This window comes from Streptomyces sp. CNP082, assembly GCF_059570535.1.
Window position 1 is genome coordinate 64623 of sequence record NZ_JCANSZ010000027.1, and the last position, 21057, is coordinate 85679.

A 21057-nucleotide genomic window follows, 5' to 3' on the forward strand; every position below is an offset into this window, starting at 1 on the left:
CCGGCACCGGTGTCACCGGCCGACCACGACGATGGCGACGGCCAGCGCCTGCAGCAGGGTCAGCGGCACGAGCACCGTCCACGCGATCTCCAGGTAGCGCTCCATGCGCAGGGTCGGCAGCAGCCGCCGCCCGGCCACCAGCAGGCCGAGGACCCCGGCCGTCTTCAGCAGCGTCCACGCCCACGCCGGCAGCCACGGGCCGTACCCGCCGCCCAGGAACAGCGGCACGCTGAACCCGGCGGTGACCACCAGCAGCACCCACCGGCCGGCCAGCAGCACCAGCCGGTCCGCGCCCGCGTACTCGGCGACCGCGCCGCCGGCCGCGTCCCGCCCGAGGGGATGGTCGAACGGGCCCCAGAAGGCCATCGCCAGCGCGCTCAGCAGGAACACCGCGAACGCCGCCGGCATCCACACGGCGAACCACAGCCCCCGCTGCGCCGCCACCACCTCGCCGACCCGCAGCGACTCGGCCCCCAGCGCCGCGGTGGTGAGCGCGAGCATGTGCGGGAGTTCGTACGCCAGGCCCTGGGCGAGGAAGCGGTAGCCGCCGATCAGCGACAGCGCCGAGTTCGGCCCCCAGCCGGCCAGCCACACCCCCGCCCACGCCAGCACTTCCATCGCGTTGAACCACACCACGCCCACGACCGGATCGGTGACGGCCCGGAAACCCCACGGGAGGACGGCGCCGGCCAGCACGGCGGCGACGGGGATGAGCGCGATCCCGATGCGGCCGAGCCAGGGGTCGGCGGCGGCGGTATGCCGCGGCTGCTGACCCAGCAGCCGCAGCCCGGTGCGCAGCGGCGCCGCCGCCGTGTGCAGCGGGCGGCCGGGCCGGCTGGACCAAGCGGCCCGGCCGCGGTCCGCCGCCGCGGCCAGCACGGCGTCGAAGCCGGCGACGACGGCTGCCGCGACGGCGAGGGCGAACGGCAGCAGCACGACGGCCCACACGGGCGCGGTGTCAGCCATGGACGGCCGCCCCCAGCTCGTCGCAGTCGGGGTCGAGGCTGGCCACGATCGCGCGGGCGGACGTGAACCCGGCACCGCACAGCAGCTCGGGCAGGACGTCCAGCAGCGCCTGCGACGGTGGCCGCGGACCGTCGAGCCGACCGCGCGGGCCCTCGTGGCCGTACGGGGCCAGGGGCCGGTCGTCGTCGGCGCCGGCCGCGCGGCGCGCGGCCTCGTCGAGCCAGCAGAGCAGCCGGTCGTACGCGTCACCGTCCGCGGCCAGCGCGGGACCGGTCACCCCGGACCGCCGCGCCCGGGCGGCGGGCAGCACGCCCAGCCCGGCGGTCGACTGCCGCAGCACCCGCGAGTGCCGCACCCGCCGCACGAGCCTCCCCAGCTCCGGCCCCCACTGCCGCTCCGGCACCCCGCCGAGCACCGCGTCGCGCAACCGCCGCGCCCGCGCGGCCGGGTCGGCCCATCCGCAGACGGCCAGGAACCGCGCGGCGCTGTCCAGATGCGCGGCACAGCACCGCCGTTGAGCGGCGCCGCGCCCGACGTCCTCACCCCGCGCGGCCCGAAGCCACGGCTCGTCCCAGTACGGCAACCCCCCTGCGGGCGACGCGGGCACGCGCACCGCGGCGTGCTGCACGACGTCCCCTTGCAGGGCGACGTCGAGCACGAGCCCGGCGGGCCAGTCGGTGAGCCCGGGCCCGAGCGGCAGGTGGAGCCGGTCGAGGCGGAGCCCGTCGCGATCGTCGGCGCGCCCGGCCATGGGCAGCCCGGCGACGACGCCGCACCCGGCGGCAGGCGCCTGCGCCACGTCGGCCAGCTCGTCCAGCGCCGCCTCGGCGCCGTCCGCGCCGTCCGCCCCGGCCGCGGTGGACCGGGCCTTGGGGTACGGAATCTGCCGCCAGAGCGCCTCCACCCACTCCGTCTCCCCCGCCCCGCACGCCCCGGCGACCACCAGCCCGCTCGCCGCCGCCGGGCTCGCGGCCAGCGGCCAGCCCCGCCGCCGCAGCGCCGCCTCCACCGCCAGCCGCGGCTCCGTACCCCCGGGGCAGACCGCCAGGAGGACGGCCGGGTGGCTCGCACCGATGCGGCGCAGCGCGTTCCTCAGGCCCACCGCAGCGCGCCCTCGCGCCAGGCGTAGACGACGGCCGCGAAGAGGATGCCCAGGAAGAGGAACATCTCGACCACGGCGGGCGTGCCCCTCTCGCCGACCACGCGCACCCACGGGTACATGAACAGCATCTCCATGTCGAACGCCAGGAAGATCATCGTCACGGGATACCAGCGGACGTGGAACCGGGAGAACGCGTGCTCCTCGGGCGGCAACCCGCCGCTGAACGGCACCGACTCCAGCGGTTCCAGCCCGCCCCGCAGCCACGCGCTGACCCCGTGAAGCGCCGCGAGCCCGCCGATCACCACGCCGAGCAGCACCGGCACCGGCTCCCATACCGCCACGCCGAGCATCATGCCCGACACACACCGTCACGGCCGGACGGCACGGCCGACGCCGGAGGGTGATGCGGTGCGCTGCCGAAGCCCGTTCAGCAGGTGGTCATTTCAACGGAGCGGGTCCGGGCGTGCCGTACGCCGCGTCACGGTCCCCCCGGCGGGGATACGCGCGTTCAGCGCTTGCGCGGGCCCATGGTGACGTAGGCGCACCCGCCGTTCGCAGTCCGCCCCGGACTCCGCCAGCCATACCAGGCCCGGCGGGTCGAGGTCGGGCATCGGCGCGGGGGCGGGTCCCGTCTCTCCGGCGCGCGGGGTCGCGAGGATCTCCCGCCCCCGCTCCGGGGTGACCAGTGGGCCCAGGACGGGGTCGGCGAGCAGGCCGAGCGGCGCGACGAGATCGGGTCCGGGCGGCTCCCACCGCGGCAGCGCGTCCCGCAGCACCCGCCAGGCGGCATCGGTCGGGCCCCAGCGTGCCGACTCCCGGGCCTCGGCGACGGCCCGGCCCCACGCGCCGCCGGGCTCGTAGCGATGGCTGCCGTCCCGCAGCGCGCTCAGCAGGGCCTCTGCGGTCTGACGGGCGACCCCGCGGGCGGCCATCATCCCGAGCCAGTGGTCGTCCCCGCCGAGCCGCCATTCGCCGCGCCCCGGCGTGAGGGCCTGCACGGGCAGGATGTCGGGCAGGTAGCGCGGATCGGCCGCCAGGTGGCCGTAGTCCCGGGGGCTCTGCGGCGCCTGCAACTGCAGGAGCTGGTTCAGCAGGACGGCGCTCCGGGACCGTCCGTAGGACAGCGCTTCCTCCAGCAGGGGTGCCGCCTCCTCGTACCGTCCGCGCAGGGCGAGCAGGCGGGCGTCTTCCACGCGGGCGTCCTGGGCGCGCGTGGTCGCGTTCACGAAGCCGGGCTGCTCGGCCCGGACGCGGTGGAAGCCGCGGTACATCGCCTCCATGAATGCGCGGAACGACGGGTGACGGTCGGGCGGTTCACCGCTCCAGCCGTGGTAGACGTAGAGCGCCCACTCGCCGTCCGGGCCGGCGTCGCCCGGATCGAGCAGCGCGTACGACATGTCGGAGTCCGTCTCCAGCCGGAGCGCCCGCCGCCACAACCCGGCCAGCAGGACGTCCTCCTCGCGCGCCCGGTCGTCCAGGTTCTCCTCGTACGTCCGCGCCATGCCGAACGGGTCCCCGAACCAGTCGATGTCCGCGGCGCCCCCGAGCTGGTGGACCCCGGCCGTCTGGTCCACGCGCCAGCCGTCGCTCACGGCGAGGAACTCCCGGTACGAGCGCGGCAACCGCCGCCCGAGCCGCTCCTCGGCGGCTGCGATGTCCGCCTCGTCCGCCCCGGCCCGCCCCAGCGGCGCGACGGCCCCTTCGCCGCCCTCGCCGTCGTCCTCATCCTCGTCCGCGCGCGGAACCCACTCCTCCTGCCAGCGTCCGAGGAACCCGTGCCAGTGGAAAACCTCGCCACTCATAGCCGGATGATCGCACCCGGCACTGACAGGCCCCCGCGCCCGGTCACCCCCGGGCCCGCGGTCAGAGGTCGCCGGGCCGGGGCGAGGCCGGAGCGCCGGTCGAATCCATCAAGATGGAGTGCGTTTCGTAGTATCCGGGCGAGCGCTTGGCCGGGACCCGGGAGCGCACATGGACGATGCCGCTGGGCAGCACCATGAACGTCGGAGGTTCCGCGTTCTTCGGCAGGTCGCCCACGAAACGGCTGACGCGGATCCGCTGGCCCTCAGTCAGGTCCGACTCCCGCAGGCTGCCGACCGTCCCCTGGAAATACCGGACCAACTGGGCGGCGTCGTCCGGGCTCTTCGTCGTCAGCCGCAGCCAGGAGGAGTCGGTGAAGGTGAGGCGTACGTCCGACTCCAGCTCGCTGTAGGGCATCCGCCGCAGGTCCCCGACGGCGTCGCGCGGCACCTCCCACAGCACGTCCGCCGGGTCGATCGAGCCGTCGGTGGTGCCGAGGAACACCAGCCGGCGGTCGGTGAGCGCCATGTGCGTGCGGTACGTCTTCGGCCGCCGCGCCGGGTCGAGCTGCCAGGGGGCGGCGCGCGCCGCGGTGTCCGGGTCGGCCCACATGACGGGGAAGTCGTCGACCTCGTTCTCCGGCTCGTCCGGCCGGCCCCGTACGCCGGGGTCGCCGAACGTCGAGCCGACGGCGCCGAGGGCGCCCGCGGCGATGTTCAGGACGACCTGGATGCCGACGCCGAGCCCCCGCCCGGTGCGCCGCACCGCCCGCTCCCCCGCCGGGCGGATGGAGAACTCCGGCCCCTCGGGCCAGCCCTCCTGGTCCTGCAGCGCCTGCTGGATGTCGCGGCGTTCGGTGTCCCGGAACCAGCGCGCACCCGCGACCCTCGGCGCCACCCCGGCGGCGAAGTCCGCCCGCGCCCGGCACTGCAGCGTCTCGTCCCGGTCCGGATACCAGTCCATGCCGTCAGTCTCCCTCCATGCCTTCCGGCTTGGGGAAGGCCACGGACTTGACGATCTCCGCCATCAGCTGGCTGAGGGTGTCCCACTGGTGCATCGCGCTGGTGTCGAGCGTGAAGACCGCCGTGTACGGAGCGGTGGGGAACGGGATGTGGACCTGGATCTGGCCGGTGTACAGCGGCGTGTCCTCGCCGGTCGCGGTGAACTCCCCGTTGATCGTCAGCTCCTTGAGGGTGAACACGGCGACGGCCGGGCCGCAGGGCAGGTCGATCCAGCGCACGTCGTGCTTGGGCCGGCGGCCGAAGATCTCGCGCAGGCCGAGGGCCGCCGCCTCGGGGTCGGCGTGGTGCGACTCCATGGCGGCGATGGTCAGCGAGCAGTGCGCGACGCCGCCCTCCTCATCGTCGTAGAGGCCGATGCCGGTGAAGCACATGCCGGAGGCCGCCATCGTCTCCAGCACCGGTCCGTAGATGGTGCCCATCCCGTCCCAGAGCTCCTGGCTGCCCTTGGGATAGATGTCCCGTACGAGTTCGGCGGCGGCCTCGGCCCGCTGCGCGGGGTCGAGGGTGAGAGGGACCGCGTGGATGCCCTCCGGGATGTGGAAACTCATGGGCGGCAGCCTGTCTTCGGCCTCCGCCGTGTCGTCGCCGGCGGTCTCGCTCAGGTTGCTCATGCCGCTCACCGGGCCGTCGCCGCGTCGGAGAAGCTGTCCCCGAGGCCCGTGATCTTGTAGCCGGTGAGCCCGCCCTTGATGCCGGCGTCGATGCCGCGCCCCAGGTTCGAGAGGGGGTCGATCAGATTCTCGCCCTTGCTCAGCTTGCTGCCGAGGATGTTGAGAGACTTGGTGCCCACCCACTGGCCCTCGCGGAAGGCCTGGTACGTGCCCTCCGCCGCCTGCCCCAGCTTGCTGCCCTTGATGAACTGGGTGGGCGACTTCTCGCCGAACAGCACGAACTTCTTCGTCATCTTTGTGACGTCTGAGAATCCGTCGCCCAACTTGGCCGCGCGCGCTGCCGCGTTGCCGCCCTTCGCGACTTTGGCACCCAGAAGCGCGCTCTTCGCACCGGGCAGGATGCCCAGGGCGTCGAGGCCGATGTCCATCCAGGTGACGTCGGCGCCCAGGGCCATGGCGGTGAGGTGGGTGACCAGCGCCAGGGCGCTGGTGGCCATGGCGGCGGCGGCGAAGATGGCACCGACGGGCTCGAACGGCGCGGTGAGGATGGCCAGGAAGGCGAGGGCGCCGCTGAGGGTGGACAGCAGGTCCCCGACGAGCTTGATGAAGTCGGCGTGGTCCTTGACCCAGTCGGCGGCGTCGCCGATGGCGTCGGCGATCCCGCCCGCGATCCTGTCGAACAGGCCCGGCTCATTGGGGGCCATGTCGCTGGCACCGTCGAGGTCGTCCGTGATCCGTTCGGCGGCGGCGTTGAAGCGGTCCCGGAGCTCCTCGGCGCGGTCGATGACGCGCTGCAGCGCGTCGTCCGCGGCGGAGGCCGCGTCCTCCTTGCGCTCCTTGTCCTTCTCGGCGCGCTTCTCCTCGCGCTTGGTGTTGTCCTCGTCCTCCGCGGCACCGGTGGCGGTCTTCAGCGCCAGCTTGGCGTCCTCGGCCTCCTGCTGCGCACGCTTGGCCTCACGCTCAAGGTCGGCGGCCTCCTCCTGGAAGTTCTCTAACTGGTGCGACCATCGGTTGAGCGCGTGCGCTGCCTTCTCGAAGGAGTCCCGGGCCTGGGACAGCTTGGGCGTGACGTCGTCCGACACGTAGTCGGAGAAGGCGGTGGCGGCTTTGCCCTTCCAGGCGCCGCACGATATGCGCTCCAGTTCGAAGACGGTGTCGCGCAGCTCGCCGCCGACGCCCCCGATCTGCCTGGCGAGGCTCCGGGTGCGGTGCACGTCGCCGGGAGTCGGGTCGAAGCCCAGGGTGGGGAAGCTGCGCGCGGGGTCGGGTGGCGCCATGTCAGCCGGCCTTCGCTTTGGTCAGGGTCTCCATGAGGTCCTTGTCCAGGTCGTCGAACTTCGTCGCGATCTCGTCGATCATGTCCACGGTGGCGGACGTGGTCTCGCCGATCTGAGTGATGCCGTACTTCCACTCGTCGGCGAAGTCGTGCACCTCGTCGACCAGCTTCTCGGCGCCCACGGCGTCGCCGTCCGCACCGCCGATCACCTTCCGGACGTTCTCCATGCGGCGGGTGATCGTGCTGAACGTCTTTCTGAGGTCCTCCATGACGTCGCCCCGGATGACGAGATCCCCCACTGCGAACACCCCTTGTTTCACCTGAAGTTGATCTAAAGGGATCAGCCTAGAACGCGAAACGGCCCGGCGTGGCCAGAGAGGGGATTCAGCCGCAACTCCCGTGCACTCGCCCGAAAAGCCGTTCGGCCGACGTCCGACGGCCGTGGGACGCTGGGCCCATGGAGGAGCTGCCCGCCGTGGCGTCCGGTACCGCGGTCTTCGCACACCTGCGCCGGCACGCCGGCGAGGCCGGGCGGACAGTGGAGGAACTCCCCCTGCCGGACGCCGGCAAGGACCGGCCCGGGCACGTGTGGGCGCTGGCCAGGTCGCTGGCGGGCGAGGGCCGGATCGTCTGCGTGGAGCGGCTGCGCGCCACCGCGGACCCGAGGATCCGCGCATGGCTCCTGCGCGGCGGGTTCCGCAACCTCAACGGGAACCACCAACTGGCCCTCGTCGCCGCCACCACCGGCCGCCTGCTCCCTGCGCTGCGCGGCTATCCCGACCGCGAGCTGCTGACGGCGGCCGGGGAGATCATCCAGGAGCTGATCACCTGGGAGGAGATGGACGACTACGAGGACGGCGCCCCCGCCGTCGAGGCGTTCCTCGGCCACATGCGCACGCGAGCGGACACGGTGCAGGACGTGGCGGCCGTCGCCGGGATCAGCTCCTACCTGGCCGACGACGACCCTGAGCACAGCCCCTGGGACGACCGCGCCCGGCGCCTGTGGACCGCCGCCAGGCGGGCGTCGTTCGCAGACACCTGCCGCTGGATCCTCGGCTGGGACCAGTGGCCGGAGCGCGTCGCCGCCGGGCTGTCCGGCCCCGACGACGGGGTGGCGATCCAGGCGGCGCGGGCCCTGGGCATCGACGTCTTCCCCACGCTCGTCGAGAAGATACGGGCCGACCCGTACACCACCGTCTGGTACGACGCCTGGCTGCAGGCCGACACCGAACGGGCCGGGCAGCTCACGGACATGGCCAGGACGCTCCTGCCGATCGACCGGATCGCCACCGGCCCGGCCGACGAGGAAGGAGCCGGCCCGGGATGGCGGGCGCACTGGGCGCTCGGCTGGACGGTGGCCGCGCTGCGGGACCACCCGGGCACGGGAGGCGACCTGCTGCTCGCCGGGCTGCGCACCCCGTTGAAACTCGGCAGGTCCACGGCCCTGAACACGCTGGCGAACTGGCCGCACCGCACGTGGCCGCCCGGCGCCGCGGCGGTGGTCGAGGAGGCCGCCCGCGCCGACCCCGACGAGGACGTGCGGCGCGCCGCGGCCCGGTTGACCGGCGGGCCGTGAACCGCGAACCGCCTGACCGCAGCCGCCGCGCCCGTCAGTGCCGCTCGGGGATCACGGCGACGGGGCACGTGGCGTGGTGCAGGAGCGCGTGCGTCACCCGCCCCAGTTGGAGCCCGGCGTGCCCGCGGCGGCGGGGCGCGCCGAGCACGACCAGGCCGGCGTCCGCGGAGGCGCCCATGAGCACGTGGTGGGTCGGGCCCTCGGCGAGGCGGCGCTGTACGTCGACGTCCGGGTGGGCCCGCTGCGCCTCGTACAGCACGTCGCTGACGACCGTCTCGGCCCGCTCCTCGTGGAGGGCCGCCGAGCCGTGCCCGAGGTGGCCCTCCGCCTCGTAGACCGGGCATCGCCACGCCCGTACCGCCAGCAGCGGGCTGCGCCGTGCGGCTGCCTCGCGGAAGGCGAACCCGGTGGCGGCCTGGCCTTCGGCCAGTTCGCTCACGCCCAGGACGACGGGACGGGACGGGTCGTCCCAGGCTTTTTCGTCACCGCGCACCACGATGACGGGGCAGGTGGCCCGGGCGGCAACCGCAAGGCTCACCGAGCCGAGCAGCAGGGAGGCGACGCCGCCCCGGCCGCGCGAGCCCGTCACGACGGCGAACGCCTGGTGGCTCTCCTCCTGGAGTGCGGCGGACGGCTCGTCGGGCAGGACCCGGCTGGTCACCTTCAGGTCCGGCTGCCGCGTCCGCGCCCGCTCCGCGCCGGACGCGGCGATGTTCTCGGCGAGCACCTCGGCCGTCGGGCGCTCCTCCTCGGTGATGTCGGGGATCACCGATTCGTACCTCCCCCACAGGGACGCGTTCACGACCCGCAGCGCGACGCCGTGCCGGACCGCCTCGTCGGCCGCCCAGTCGATGGCCTGCAGGCTGTGGTCGGAGCCGTCGGTACCGACCACCACGGGATGTTCCATCACCCTCACGTCCTTGTCTCGGGGCCGTCTCCCTGGCGGCGGCCGGACAGGCGCCACCGCGTTCCCCTCCAGCGTCCGCCGCGGGGGACCGGCCGGTGCAGGGGCCACTCGTCCCGGCCGCGAGCCGAAGGGTCCCGGGGCGGGAGCGACCGGGGGGAACCGGCCGAATGGTCACGGCCTGTTCGCCGTTCGAGTGGTAGTCGGGCGCCCGCGAGGAGGTCCGCCCGGCGCCGTGGTAATCCGACCTTGCCCGTCCGGCGCGTGGTCCGTGCCCTGTCCCGGTCCCGGAAGGATCGTCATGAATCATTCGCCGTATCTGGTCAGCGACGTGATGACGGAGACGGTCGTCGCGGTCGGGCCGGAGGCTTCCTTCAAGGAGATCGTCGCGACGATGCGCAAGTGGCGGGTCAGCGCGCTGCCCGTCCTGGAGGGCGACGGCCGGGTCATCGGGGTGGTCTCGGAGGCCGATCTGCTGCCCAAGGAGGAGTATCACGACAGCGCGCTGTCCGCGGCGGACCAGGTCCAGCGGCGGCCTGACCACATCGTGAAGGCCGGTGCGGTGGTCGCACGCGACCTCATGACCACGCCCGCCGTCTCCGTACGGGCCGACGCCACCCTCGCGGAGGCCGCCCGGGCCATGGCGCTGCGGCGCCTGAAGCGGCTTCCGGTCGTGGACGGTGAGGGACACCTGACCGGCATCGTCAGCCGCGGCGACCTGCTGAAGGTCTTCCTCCGGTCCGATCAGGACATCGCGGAGGACGTACAGCAGCAAGCCATCGAACCTCTGTTCCCCCTCGGTGGGACCACGGTGCACGCGGAGGTCGACAAGGGTGTCGTGACGCTCACGGGCTGGTTCCACGACACCTCGCTGGTGCCGCTGGCGGCACGGATGGCGCGGGCGGTGGAAGGCGTCGTGGACGTCGGGTTCCGGCTGGAGCTGCCGGACAGCGCGGACGGCGGCCGGGGGGACGGCGGCCGGGGGGACGTGTCCGCGCCGCCGCCCGGGGAGCCGGCGTGAACGGATCCGGCGGGTCCGGCACCCCCGACGCGGCGCCGACCCGCGTCTTCCTGCTGGACGACCACGAGGTGGTGCGGCGCGGGCTGCGGGACCTGCTGGAGGACGAACCCGACATCCGGGTGGTGGGAGAGGCGTCGACCGCCGGCCAGGCCATGGCCCGCGGCCCCGCGCTCCGGCCCGACGTGGCGGTCCTCGACGTCAGGCTCCCGGACGGCAACGGCATCACGGTCTGCCGCGAGCTGCGATCGAGGATGCCGGGACTCCCCTGCCTGATGCTCACCTCCTTCGACGACGACGAGGCGCTGCTGGACGCCATCCTCGCCGGGGCGGCCGGCTACGTACTCAAGCAGATCAAGAACTCCGACCTGGTCGCGGCCGTACGCACGGTCGCCTCCGGCCAGTCGATGCTGGATCCGGCCACGACCGGCCGGCTGATGAGCAGCCTGCGGGGCGAGCCGGAGGACTCCACGGAGGGGCCGCTTTCGGGCCTTGCCCCCCGGGAGCGGGAGATTCTCGCCCTGATCGGCGACGGCCTCACCAACCGGGAGATCGGCAAGCGGCTGTACCTCTCGGAGAAGACGGTCAAGAACAACATCTCCCGGCTGCTGAGCAAACTCGGGGTGGAACGCCGCATCCAGGCCGCCGTGATCGCCACGCAGGCGGGCGTCAGGCCGGAGGGCGACGGTGCCCGGGACCGGTGACCCGCGCCGGTGGCCCGCGCCCCGGCTGCGGCGGCCGGCCCTGTCACCGGCGGGTGAGGGGCACCGACCAGGTCACGCACGTGCCGCCGTCCCGCGGAGCCGCGAGCGAGAGCCGCCCGCCGAGGTTTTCCGCGCGATCGGCGAGGTTCGCGAGGCCGCTGCGCCGGCCGCCCTGCGGCATGCCCACGCCGTCGTCCCGTACGGACAGCACCGCCGTGCCGTCGGTCACGGTCAGGACCACCTCGGCGGCGCTCGCCCGGGCATGCCGGGCGACGTTGCTTAGCGCCTCCGCCAGCACCGCCCGGACGGCATCGGCGACGTCCTTGGGCACGTCGGTGTCGATGAGGCCCTCCAGCCGGAGGGACGGGGTGAACCCGAGGGCCGGCACAGCATCCTCCACAGCCCGCACGACGTGGGCCCGCAGGCCGCTGCCCTCCCTGCCCTCCCTCCCCTGCCCGGCGCGGAGACCGAAGATCGTCGAGCGGATGATCCGGGTGGTCTCGTCCAGGTCGTCCACCGCCCGCAGCAGCCGGGCGCGCGCTTCCTCGTGCTCGACGAAGCGCAGGGCGCTCTGCACCGAGATCCCGGTGGCGAACAGCCGCTGGATCGCGAGGTCGTGCAGGTCCCGCGCGATGCGGTCGCGGTCCTTCAGCAGGGCGATCTGCTCGGCTTCCCGCCGGCGGTCGGCGAGTTCCATGGCGATCGCGGCCTGCCCGGCGAAGGCGAGCAGCGGGCCGGTCTCCCCCTCGGTGAACACGTCGAGCGGGTCGCCGCGGGCGAGCACCAGCACGCCCCGTACCCCCTCCTCGGCGACCATGGGGACGGCGACCGCGGGACCGGGCGTCCGCACCCAGGGCGACCCCGCGGTGATCCGCGGATCACGGGAGAGGTCGGTGGTCATGATCGGTCTCCCGGCCTCGGCGGCGGCTCCCGCGAAAGACCCGCGGCGGGGCAGGAGCACGCCCTGGTACGCATCCGCCTCCGTGCCGGAGGCCAGCGCCACCCGCAGCCGTCCGTCCTCGCCCTCGGTGAGGGCGAGGACTCCGAGGTCCGTCCGCAGGATGCGGCGGGCGCGGTCGACGATCATCTCCAGGACGGCGGGTTCCTCCAGCCCGGAGAGCAGGCCCGCGGCGATGTCCGCGCTGGCCTCGAGCCACCGCTCGGTGCACCGCGGCGCTTCCGGTCCGTGGATCAGCTCGCCCGGCCGGCGCCCGTACGGACGCACACTCTGCTCGCTCACCGGCCCTCCGTGACGCCTCACTCCACGCCCCTTTGCCCACATTAGCGCCGGTTTTACCGGTTGGCTTCCGGAGCGCGGTCACGTGACGTGACCGGTCACTACAGGGCCGGTGCCCGAAGGTCCCTGCGATGAACCCGTACGGCCCTCGTGGGCCGCACCGGCGCGCGGCAGCCTGAAAGAGCGGCGTGGCTCATGCCGCGGCGCTCTTCCGTGACCGGGCCGCACTCGTCACCTCGTCGCCCGGTCGGCTCCTTCGGGGAGGCAGGAGGCAGCAATGGCAACGCGGCACGTGGTGGTCGGTGTGGACGGGTCCGACCCGAGCATGGCGGCGGTCCGGTGGGCGGCTGCGGAGGCGGCCTCGCGCCGGACCTCGCTGCGCATCGTCCACGCCGAGGCGGTGCCGGGCGACCAGCAGGCCGGCCCCGGCGGCTCCATGCATGAGGAGTGGGTCCGGGAGCGGATCGCCGCCGCGTGCCGGGAGACGGCGGAACGGTACCCGGAGATGGAGCTCACCGGTGGTGCGACGACGGAACCGGCGGTGAAGGCGCTGCTCGACGCGGTAAAGGAGGGAGAACTCCTCGTCCTGGGGTCGCGGGGCATCGGTGCGGCGGCGGGATTCTTCACCGGCAGCGTGGCGCTGCCGGTGGTCGCGCACGCCACCGGGCCCACCGTCCTCGTACGGCAGGACTGGCACCCGGACACCGCGGACCACGATCTTCCCGTGGTGGTGGGGGTGGATCTCGACCACCGGTTCGACCCGGTGCTGGAGTTCGCCTTCGACGCCGCGTCCCGGGCGGGCAGCCTGCTCCGTATCGTCCACATGTGGCGGCGCTCGTCCATCTACGCCTACCCGTCGGCGCTGCCGGACCCGAAGGCCGGCGCCGACCTGCAGGCCCTGGCGCGGGACAAGCTCGGCTCCGCCGTCAGCGGCTGGCGGGCGCGCTATCCGGACGTCGAGACGGAGTCCGCCCTGCGCGACGGGGAGGTGGCACCGGGCCTGCTGGAAGAGGCCGCGGGCGCCCGGCTGCTCGTCGGGGGCCGCCGTTTGCACAAGCACCCGCGGTTCCCGACGTTGATCGGCCCGGTGACCCACGCCCTGATGCACCACGCCATCGCACCCGTCGCCGTCGTCCCGCACGGATGACCGCCCGAGCGCGGGAGGGAACATGCAGCACCGCAGAGTCAGCGACCTGATGTCCCGGCACGTCGTCACCGCCCGGTACGACACCCCGTTCAAGGAGATCGCCCGCCTGCTGACCGAGAACGAGATCACCGCGCTCCCCGTCGTCGACGACGGCGGCCGGCCCATCGGCGTGGTGTCGGAGGCCGATCTGCTGCGGAAGGCCAGCGACCAGCCCGGCATCGGCGAGAAGGTGCCCCTGCCGCCCCTCGAAGCCTGGGAGCGCGCCAAGGCCCAGGGCACCCGGGCCGAGGAACTGATGTCCGCGCCCGCCGTCTGCGCCCGCCCCGACTGGAACGTCATCGAAGCCGCGCAGCTCATGGAGGTGCAGCGCATCAAGGGCCTGCCGGTGGTGGACGACACGGACCGGCTGCTCGGCGTCATCAGCCGCCGGGACCTGCTCCGGGTCTTCCTCCGCAAGGACGACGCCATCCGCGAGGAGATCGAGGTCGACATCCTGCAGCAGACCATGGGCCTGGCGCCCGCCCAGGTGTCCGTCGCCGTACGGGACGGCCGGGTGGACCTGCACGGGGTGATCGAGACCAGGAGCCTGATCCCGATCATCGTGCGGCTCTGCCAGTCCGTGGACGGCGTGGTGAGCGTCTCGGACCGCCTGTCCTTCCAGGTGGACGACGTCGGCCACACCCCGTTCGCGGCCTGAGCGCGGTGCCGTCAGGACCGTTCAGACGTCGGGGAGCCGGAGCCGGCGGGATTCGCCCGGCTCGATGGTGACGGTGTGGTCGGGCAGGACGAGGGTCAGCGGGGGCTGGTCGGACGGTGGGACGGTGACGTGGAGCCGGCCGGCGCACAGGCGCAGTTCGATGCCCCGGTGGCCCCGGTAGCACACGTGCAGCACGTACTCGGACATCTGCGGCATCGGCACGGGGTCGAGGCACAGCGCGCCATCGCGGGTCTCCAGGCCGGTCAGGCCGCGCTGGACCATGTCGAGGGTGCCGGCCATGGCGCCCAGGTGGATGCCCTCGCCGGTGGTGCCGCCCTGGATGTCGGCCACGTCGCTGGTGAGCGCCTCCAGGCAGTACCGCCAGGCCGTGCCGCGGCGGGCCCGGGCGAGGATCCAGCCGTGCACGAGGCTGGAGAGGGTCGAGCCGTGGCTGGTGCGGGCCAGGTAGTAGTCGACGGTCCGGTGCCACAGCTCGTCGTCGAAGCGGTGGCCCAGTCTGTCGAAGAGCCCGATGAGCTGGGCCGGGGAGAAGAGGTAGCCGAGCATGAGGACGTCGGCCTGCTTGGAGGCCTGGTAGCGGTTGACCGTGTCGCCTTCGGCCTCAAGGATCCGGTCGAGGCGGCGGATGTCGCCGTAGCGGCTGCGGTAGCCGTCCCAGTCGAACTCGGCGAGTTCGCCGTAGCCCTCGAACTGGCTGATCACGTCGCGGTGGAAGGGCACGTGGAGGGTGCGGGAGACCTCGTCCCAGCGCGTCGTCTCGTCCTCCCCCAGCACCATGCGCCCGGTCAGCTCCCGCCGGCGTTCCCCGGGCAGCCCGGCGAGGAGTTCGAGCGCGCGCTCCAGCACCCAGGCGGCCGTGACGTTGGTGTACGCGTTGTCGTCGAGCCCCGGCCTGGCGGCACCCGGGTAGGCGTCGTGGTACTCGTCGGGGCCCACCACGCCGCGGATGCGGTGGCGGCCGTACGCGGCGTCCCAGGCGGCGAGGTCGGCGAAGAAGCGCGCGACCTCCAGCACCGTCTCGGCGCCGCTGCCGTGCAGGTAGGCGGTGTCGCCGGTGGCCTGGCCGTACTGCAGGACGTTGTAGGCGACGGCCAGCCCCACGTGGTGCTGGAGCCTGCTGTGGTCCGGCAGCCAGCGGCCCGAGTCCGGGTTGAGGTGCACCTCCTGGGTCTCCTCGCGGCCGTCGCTGCCGCTCTGCCAGGGGAACATCGCCCCGCGGTGCCCGGCCGCGGCGGCGGCCCGGCGGGCCGCGGGCAGCCGCCGGTGGCGGTAGTCGAGCAGGGCGCGGGAGACCTCCGGCAGGTGGAGGTTCAGGTAGGGCAGCACGAACAGCTCGTCCCAGAAGACGTGCCCGCGGTAGGCCTCACCGTGCAGGCCGCGCGCGGGTACCCCGGCGTCGAGGCGGGCGGTGTGCGGGGAGAGGGTCTGCAGCAGGTGGAAGAGGTGCAGCCGCAGGATGGCCCCGGCCTCCCCGGGGACGTGGAGTTCGGTGCGCTGCCACAGGCTTTCCCAGGCGGCGGTGTGGGAGGCCAGCAGAGCGGTGAAGTCCGGGCTGCGGGAGAGGTGTTCGCGGGCGGCCCGGAGCGGGTCGTCGGCCCCGGGGTCCCGCGAGGTGTACAGCGCCGCGGTCTTCTCGACGGTGACCGGCTCGCCGGCCGGGGCCCGGACGGCCAGGAACCGGGCGACGCACGCGTCACCGTGGTGCAGGGGCCGCGAGCCGGTGACGTCGCCCGCGGTGACCTGGGTGCGGGCCGCCAGCGCGATGCGTACGCCGGAGCTGCTGGTACGGCAGGACAGCCACACCGTGTCGGGGTCGTCGGCGCCGGTGTGGACGCCGGTGAGGTGGCGGCCGGCGAGCGAACGGTAGCGCTTGACGCCGGAGTTGGTCACGGAGCCGTCGAGCGCGGCCTCGGCCTCCAGCGTTCCCGACCAGTCGAGCGGGGTCAGCGTGGTGCGCAGGGCCGCCAGGTGCGGCATGCCCATGTGCACCAGGCGCGTCTCGGCCAGTTCGGTCCGGCGCCCCTCGGGGTCGGTGAAGACGGCGCTGCGCTCCAGCACCCCGCCGCGCAGCCGCAGGCGCTGCCGGTACCCGGCGGGCTCGGCGTCGGCGGTGGTCAGCCAGCGGCCGGGGGCGGCGCCGGGCGGGCGGGCGCGGAAGCGCAGCGGCAGCCAGTCCGGCAGGTTGACCATGTCCTCGTTCTCGACCTGCCGGCCGGCGACGGTGGAGGTGAGACGGTTGTAGACGCCGGCGGCGTACGTGCCGGGGTAGTGGGTCTCGTCGGCGCCGGACTCGGGAGCGGCGCCGCGCGTGGCCATGTAGCCGTTGCCCAGCGTGCAGAGCGCCTCGCGCAGTCGCTCCTGCCGTGGGTCGTAGCCCTCGTACGTCCAGGTCCAGTCGTCGCTCATGGGCCGAGCAGCTCCGTCAGATCGCGGACCACCAGATGCGCGCCGCGCTCTTCGAGGTCCGCGGCGCTCTCCGCGGTGCCGGTCCGGTCCACGCCGACGACGAGGGCGAAGCCGCCGGCCCGGCCGGCTTCGACGCCGGCCAGGGCGTCCTCGACGACCGCGGCCTCGCGGGGGCCGGTCCGCAGCCGGCGGGCCGCTTCGAGGAACAGGTCCGGCGCGGGCTTGCCCTTCAGGCCGAGGCGGGCGCTGTCGGCGCCGTCCACCAGGCAGGCGAAGCGGTCCCGTACGCCGGCACGGAGCAGCAGGTCCCGGGCGTGCCGGGAGGCGGAGACGGCCGCGCACGGCACGCCGGCCCGGCGCAGTCGGTCCAGCAGCCGCACGCTGCCCGGGTACGCCGGCACGCCGTGCTCGTCGAGGTGGGCGGTGAAGGCCGCGTCCTTGGCCGCGGCCACCGCCCACACGGTGCCGGTGCCCGGGGGATCCGCGGGGTCGCCGAGCGGCAGGGCCAGCCGGCGTGCCGCGAGGAAGTCCTTCGCGCCGTCGAGGCGGGACTTGCCGTCCACGTACCGCCGGTAGTCCTCTACGGGGTCGAACGGCCCGCGCAGCGCGGGGCCGGCGGGCGGGTGGGCGCGCAGCGCGGCGTCGAAGGCGAGGCGCCAGGCGGCGGCGTGGACCCGGGCGGAGTCGGTGATGACGCCGTCGGTGTCGAACACCACGGCGCGCAGGCCGTGCAACTGCGGCACCAGCCCGTCGCGGGGAGTGCCGGCCGGTTCGCCGGGTGCGGGCGCGGTCATCGAAGCCGCCTCCTCTCGTGGGTAACGTACGGCCGCCCGGGCACCGTGGCGGGGACCTGCCCGGGAGCGGCTGCCCGCCGACACCCGGATGCCGCCGCCGGACGACGGCCGTGGGCGCCGCTTTCCCGGCCTCCGCGGGGCGGCCGTCCGCCGGCTCACGCGGGGACCGAGATGACCGGGCAGCGGGCGTGGTGCAGCACCCCCTGGCTCACCGATCCCAGCAGCATCCCCGTGAACCCGCCGTGCCCCCGGGTCCCCACCACCAGCCCCAGCGCATGCTCCGACGCCTCCGCCAGCACCTCCACCGGATGCCCCCGTACGACCTCCTGATGCACCACCACATCCGGGTACGTCCTCTCCCGCCCCGCGACCGCCTCCGCCAGCACCCGACGGCACTCCTGCACCGCAGCAGCCTCATCCCCCACCCCCAGCAGCGGCGGATGCCACACATACACAGCCCGCAACCGCGCCCCCCGCAGCGCCGCCTCCTCAAACGCCCAGTCCACCGCCACCGCCGCATGCCCACTGCCGTCCACACCCACCACGAAATACGCCGGCTCCTGACTCACGTGCTCCGCCTCCCGCACGACGACCACCGGACAAGGCGCGCGTGCGCTGAGGGAGAGCCCCACCGAGGCGGGGGTGCGCATCTCGCGCCGTCTGCCCAGGTGGCGGGCGCCCACGACGACCAGCGCGGCGCCTTGCGCCTCCGCGCGCAGCACCGCGGCCGGCGCTCCCTCCGCCAGCACCGGCGTCACCTCCACCGCCGGCTGCCGGGACGCGACGGACTCAGCCGCCTTGTGGAGCATGCGCTCGGACACGCCGTACAGCGCACGGTTCCACTCCTCCCAGACCCCCCGTGCCGCCTCCGACCGGTACCCACTGCTCGGAGGCGGCACGTCGTGTGCGTGGACGAGCCGCAGCGGCAGCCCCCGCCGGGCCGCCTCGTCGGCGGCCCACAGCAGCACCAGCCACTTCGTACGATCAGGATCGACGCCCGCCACGATCGGCCGACGCCCGCTCGCACCAGCCATGACCGCCTCCACAGAGGTCCCTCACCTGCGCACCCGTCACCGGCCTACGCCCCGCCCTCCTCGATGCGGCGTCCCGTGATGCGCCTGGGCCGGATCGACACCCACATCTCCCGCTCGCCCCCGGCCCACGGCGAGGCGTGGGCGCCTTCGGCCAGCCTGCGTACGGCGTCGGGGTCGGTCACCACCCGTGCGGGGCCGACGACCAGGACGCTCCAGCCCTGGCCCATGGCCTCGTCCAGCTGGTCGACCTCGAAGGCGACCTCCGATCCCACGGCCGCCGCCGGAGCCGAGTCCGGCGCGGTCCGGTACGCGAGATCCCCGTCGACGACCTCGTAGTTGACGGGAACCACCGCCGGGCCCTGCGGTGTCGACACCGCCACCCGTCCCACGCCGGACGCGGACAGCAGTTGGCGGCACTCCCCGGAGTCGAGTTCCCGCATCCGCGGGTGCCGGAGCGCCTGCCCCTGGCCGGGCGGCATGTCGAGGCCGCCGCCCCGCAGCGCGACGGGGGTGGTGCCCAGCACGCCGGCCAGGCGGGCGAGGCAGGACGCCGTCGGGTCGGCGGCCTGTTCTTCGACGTACTCCAGGTACTCCGGCGCCATTCCGGCGCGGCGGGCCGTCTCCTCGCGGGTCAGGCCCAGGCGCCGGCGTTCCGCGGTCACGCGGCGGCCGATGTCACCGGGGTGGTGCGGCCTGTGGGCCGGGGCTGCGCGCGGCTCGGTGCCCGCCCGCCCTCCCGTCCGGCCGGTACGCGGCCGGGAGGGCTCGGGTGCGCTCTCCGGACGGTGCCGGGCACCGTGGATGTGCGCGTCGGGCCCGGGGAAGACGAGGGTCACCTCGTCCGTGTCCGACCAGCGCACCTCGTAGGGGGGCGTACGGTCCGCATGGCGGATTCCGACGATCTCGCCCTCGCGTCTGGCGGCTCCGGTCGCCGGACTCTCCACCACGAGGTGATCGCCGAGTTCAGCTCGCATGATTCGCCACCGTTTCCTCGGCCGGTCCTCCTCACATCCGGTCCGTAGCGGGCCAGCCCTCGCCCGGACGCGCAGTGCGCCCGGAGGCGGAGCCGGCGCCGATGTCCCGCCAGGCGACGTCCTCCAGTTGCCGGCCGAGGTCGGCGAGCGCCCTGCTGGCAGCGAGTTCGTCGCCGATCTCCGGCACGTCCGGGTCCGCAGGGTTCCGGTGCGCGTCTCCGTGCCCGGTGAACTGCGTGGTCGCGGTGTCCAGCACCACGCGCGCCTTCGTCGTCCCCTCCTCTTCGAAGAGGTACAGGCCGACGTCCCATTTCACGGTATGCGCCATTGTCTTGCCTCCGCATCTCGGTGCGGAACGCGGAATGCGGAATCTCAGCGCGCTCCGCTCGTGCTCACGCCGGCAGGGACGCGGCTGCGGACGGCCATGGGGCCACGTGCCGCAGTCACCCCCGCAAGACCGGGGTGCGTGCTCTCGCCCGCGATGGGAAAGCACCTGTGCCACCACTCTGTGACGAGGGTCGCGCCCGATCACAGGGCCGAAGGTCCCTCCCGCCCGTCCGCTCGTCCCGCCTCGCCGCTGTCCGCTCTCCATACGCGGGTACGCCCCTGATCTCCGGTGTGTCACGGCCGCCGCGGCACGCAGCGCACCCCGGGGACAGGTGTTGCGCAGCCGTGATGTGTCACGGACAACCCTGGCCGCATCCGCGCGGTCATACCGGTATGCCGCGTCTGCCTATGCTGCTTGCCTTCCCCCGTGTGCTCCGCCACCTGCGTTCCGTCGGTGCCTCGCTGCCGCCGGTGACCCAACTGGGTCTCGACCGCCCCGATCCCGTGCTGCGGCCGGTGCTGTCCGCGGCATGGCAGGGCGACCACGCCCCGGCCCTGGAGTTGCTCGCCGACACCCGCCGCCGCCGGGCGTGGGAGCGGCGCGACACGTGCGTGCGCAAGCTCGCCGACGTCGCCCTGACGCGGCCCCGCTGGCTGGAGGTCTGGCAGGCGAAGGACGGCGACGATCCGGACGCCGTTCTCGTCGCGGCGGAGCTGGAGATCTGCCGCGCCTGGGAGGCACGTACCGGCGCGTATGCCAAGCACGTCTCCCGCGAGCGGTTCGCCACGTTCTTCCGGATCCTGACGCAGGCCACCCAGGTCATCGACAGGGCCGCCGAGCTCAACCCGGGTGACCCGGTCCCCTGGCGGGTCGCCCTGGACCACGCCCGCGGCGTCCAGGCACCCCGCCCGGTCTTCGACCAACTGCTGCTGAACGTCATGGACTGCGACCCCGACCACTACGGCTGCCACTCCAGCGCCCTGCAGTTCCTCTGCGCGAAGTGGTACGGGTCGCACGAGGAGATGTTCGACTTCGCCGAGACCGCGGCGGCGCGGGCCCAGCCGGGACGGCTGCTGGCCGCGCTGCCGGTCGCGGCGGTGACGGAGTACCTCATGGAGCACCCCCGCCGCGGCCCGGTGCCCCGGCAGCGGGTGAGCGCGGCCGTGGACCGCGCGCTGGAGGTGTGCGCGGACCGCAAGCCGGGCGACCCGGCCGCCGCCGCGGTCCGCAACCACCTCGCCCTGGCACTGGTGCGGTGCGGGCGGTGGGAGGAGGCGCTGCGGCAGTTCGAGCTGATCGGCACGGACGTACGGGAGATCCCGTGGGCGTACGTGGACGGGGAGAACGAGCTGCGCGCGTTCGTGGACGAGCGCGAGAACACCCGCGTCCAGGTGGCCAAGGGAGTGCCGTTCTTCTCCCGCTGCCGCCCCGCCGCCTGAG

At 74.0% G+C, this 21057-nt stretch carries 20 protein-coding genes and 1 pseudogene; 6 read left to right on the forward strand and 15 right to left on the reverse strand.

Going from position 1 to position 21057, the window contains the following annotated elements:
• Window positions 1-12 precede the first annotated feature (12 nt).
• From B124_RS21420 to B124_RS21455, 8 genes and pseudogenes are all read right to left on the reverse strand, one after another.
• A complete protein-coding gene (locus tag B124_RS21420) occupies window positions 13-966 on the reverse strand; it encodes a complex I subunit 1 family protein (protein ID WP_496504516.1) in 954 nt (317 codons plus the stop codon).
• Window positions 959-2068 carry a hypothetical protein gene (locus B124_RS21425; RefSeq protein WP_496504517.1) on the reverse strand — a complete coding sequence of 370 codons (1110 nt, stop codon included), beginning with the start codon at window positions 2066-2068 and terminating at the stop codon, window positions 959-961. The genes B124_RS21420 and B124_RS21425 overlap by 8 nt, the downstream gene beginning before the upstream one ends.
• Complete coding sequence (locus B124_RS21430; protein ID WP_496504518.1) at window positions 2059-2421, reverse strand: NADH-quinone oxidoreductase subunit A; 363 nt, start codon at window positions 2419-2421, stop codon at window positions 2059-2061. The genes B124_RS21425 and B124_RS21430 overlap by 10 nt, the downstream gene beginning before the upstream one ends.
• A 213-nt stretch (window positions 2422-2634) precedes the next feature.
• Window positions 2635-3870, reverse strand: a pseudogene (locus tag B124_RS21435) (SMI1/KNR4 family protein); the annotation flags it as partial.
• A 61-nt stretch (window positions 3871-3931) separates the two neighbouring features.
• Complete coding sequence (locus B124_RS21440; RefSeq protein WP_496504519.1) at window positions 3932-4831, reverse strand: hypothetical protein; 900 nt, start codon at window positions 4829-4831, stop codon at window positions 3932-3934.
• A gap of 4 nt (window positions 4832-4835) precedes the next feature.
• Window positions 4836-5501, reverse strand: coding sequence for a hypothetical protein (locus tag B124_RS21445; protein ID WP_496504520.1), 666 nt, complete (start codon window positions 5499-5501; stop codon window positions 4836-4838).
• A 5-nt stretch (window positions 5502-5506) separates the two neighbouring features.
• Complete coding sequence (locus B124_RS21450; protein ID WP_496504521.1) at window positions 5507-6778, reverse strand: putative T7SS-secreted protein; 1272 nt, start codon at window positions 6776-6778, stop codon at window positions 5507-5509.
• Between the two features lies 1 nt (window position 6779).
• Window positions 6780-7076, reverse strand: coding sequence for a hypothetical protein (locus tag B124_RS21455; RefSeq protein ID WP_496504522.1), 297 nt, complete (start codon window positions 7074-7076; stop codon window positions 6780-6782).
• A 158-nt stretch (window positions 7077-7234) separates the two neighbouring features.
• Here B124_RS21455 and B124_RS21460 point away from each other — a divergent pair, with 158 nt between their 5' ends.
• Window positions 7235-8353, forward strand: a complete 1119-nt coding sequence (locus B124_RS21460; protein ID WP_496504523.1) for a hypothetical protein — start codon at window positions 7235-7237, stop codon at window positions 8351-8353.
• A 34-nt stretch (window positions 8354-8387) separates the two neighbouring features.
• On the opposite strand, the gene B124_RS21465 is transcribed toward B124_RS21460, so the two are convergent.
• On the reverse strand, window positions 8388-9260 hold the full coding sequence (locus tag B124_RS21465) for a universal stress protein (protein WP_496504524.1): 873 nt from the start codon (window positions 9258-9260) through the stop codon (window positions 8388-8390).
• A 298-nt stretch (window positions 9261-9558) separates the two neighbouring features.
• On the opposite strand from B124_RS21465, the gene B124_RS21470 reads away from it, so the two are divergent.
• Window positions 9559-10278 (forward strand): CBS domain-containing protein, encoded by a 720-nt coding sequence (locus B124_RS21470; RefSeq protein WP_496504525.1) that lies wholly within the window; start codon window positions 9559-9561, stop codon window positions 10276-10278.
• Window positions 10275-10979 carry a response regulator gene (locus tag B124_RS21475; protein ID WP_496504526.1) on the forward strand — a complete coding sequence of 235 codons (705 nt, stop codon included), beginning with the start codon at window positions 10275-10277 and terminating at the stop codon, window positions 10977-10979. The genes B124_RS21470 and B124_RS21475 overlap by 4 nt, the downstream gene beginning before the upstream one ends.
• A 43-nt stretch (window positions 10980-11022) precedes the next feature.
• Here B124_RS21475 and B124_RS21480 read toward each other — a convergent pair whose 3' ends face one another.
• On the reverse strand, window positions 11023-12219 hold the full coding sequence (locus B124_RS21480) for a GAF domain-containing sensor histidine kinase (RefSeq protein ID WP_496504527.1): 1197 nt from the start codon (window positions 12217-12219) through the stop codon (window positions 11023-11025).
• Window positions 12220-12493: 274 nt separating this feature from the next.
• Here B124_RS21480 and B124_RS21485 point away from each other — a divergent pair, with 274 nt between their 5' ends.
• Window positions 12494-13363, forward strand: a complete 870-nt coding sequence (locus B124_RS21485; protein WP_496504528.1) for a universal stress protein — start codon at window positions 12494-12496, stop codon at window positions 13361-13363.
• Window positions 13364-13385: 22 nt separating this feature from the next.
• Window positions 13386-14060: a CBS domain-containing protein gene (locus B124_RS21490; RefSeq protein ID WP_496504529.1), complete on the forward strand. Its 675-nt coding sequence runs from the start codon at window positions 13386-13388 to the stop codon at window positions 14058-14060.
• A gap of 21 nt (window positions 14061-14081) precedes the next feature.
• Here the strand turns inward: B124_RS21490 and B124_RS21495 are convergent, their stop codons facing one another.
• The 5 genes from B124_RS21495 to B124_RS21515 all read right to left on the reverse strand — a co-directional run bounded on the left by B124_RS21495 (window position 14082) and on the right by B124_RS21515 (window position 19617).
• Window positions 14082-16487, reverse strand: coding sequence for a glycoside hydrolase family 65 protein (locus B124_RS21495; RefSeq protein ID WP_496504530.1), 2406 nt, complete (start codon window positions 16485-16487; stop codon window positions 14082-14084).
• The gene (locus B124_RS21500) at window positions 16484-17281 is read right to left on the reverse strand and encodes an HAD family hydrolase (RefSeq protein ID WP_496504531.1); all 798 of its coding nucleotides are present in this window, start codon (window positions 17279-17281) and stop codon (window positions 16484-16486) included. Before B124_RS21500 ends, B124_RS21495 begins: the two co-directional genes overlap by 4 nt.
• 155 nt (window positions 17282-17436) lie before the next feature.
• Complete coding sequence (locus tag B124_RS21505) at window positions 17437-18315, reverse strand: universal stress protein (RefSeq protein ID WP_496504532.1); 879 nt, start codon at window positions 18313-18315, stop codon at window positions 17437-17439.
• Window positions 18316-18359: 44 nt separating this feature from the next.
• Entirely contained in the window at window positions 18360-19289 is a 930-nt protein-coding gene (locus B124_RS21510; protein WP_496504533.1) for a pyridoxamine 5'-phosphate oxidase family protein, read from the reverse strand.
• A 31-nt stretch (window positions 19290-19320) separates the two neighbouring features.
• Complete coding sequence (locus B124_RS21515) at window positions 19321-19617, reverse strand: DUF1876 domain-containing protein (protein ID WP_496504534.1); 297 nt, start codon at window positions 19615-19617, stop codon at window positions 19321-19323.
• 392 nt (window positions 19618-20009) lie between these two features.
• Between B124_RS21515 and B124_RS21520 the strand changes: the two genes are divergently transcribed.
• The gene (locus tag B124_RS21520; RefSeq protein ID WP_496504535.1) at window positions 20010-21056 is read left to right on the forward strand and encodes a hypothetical protein; all 1047 of its coding nucleotides are present in this window, start codon (window positions 20010-20012) and stop codon (window positions 21054-21056) included.
• The last annotated feature ends 1 nt before the right edge of the window (window position 21057 follow it).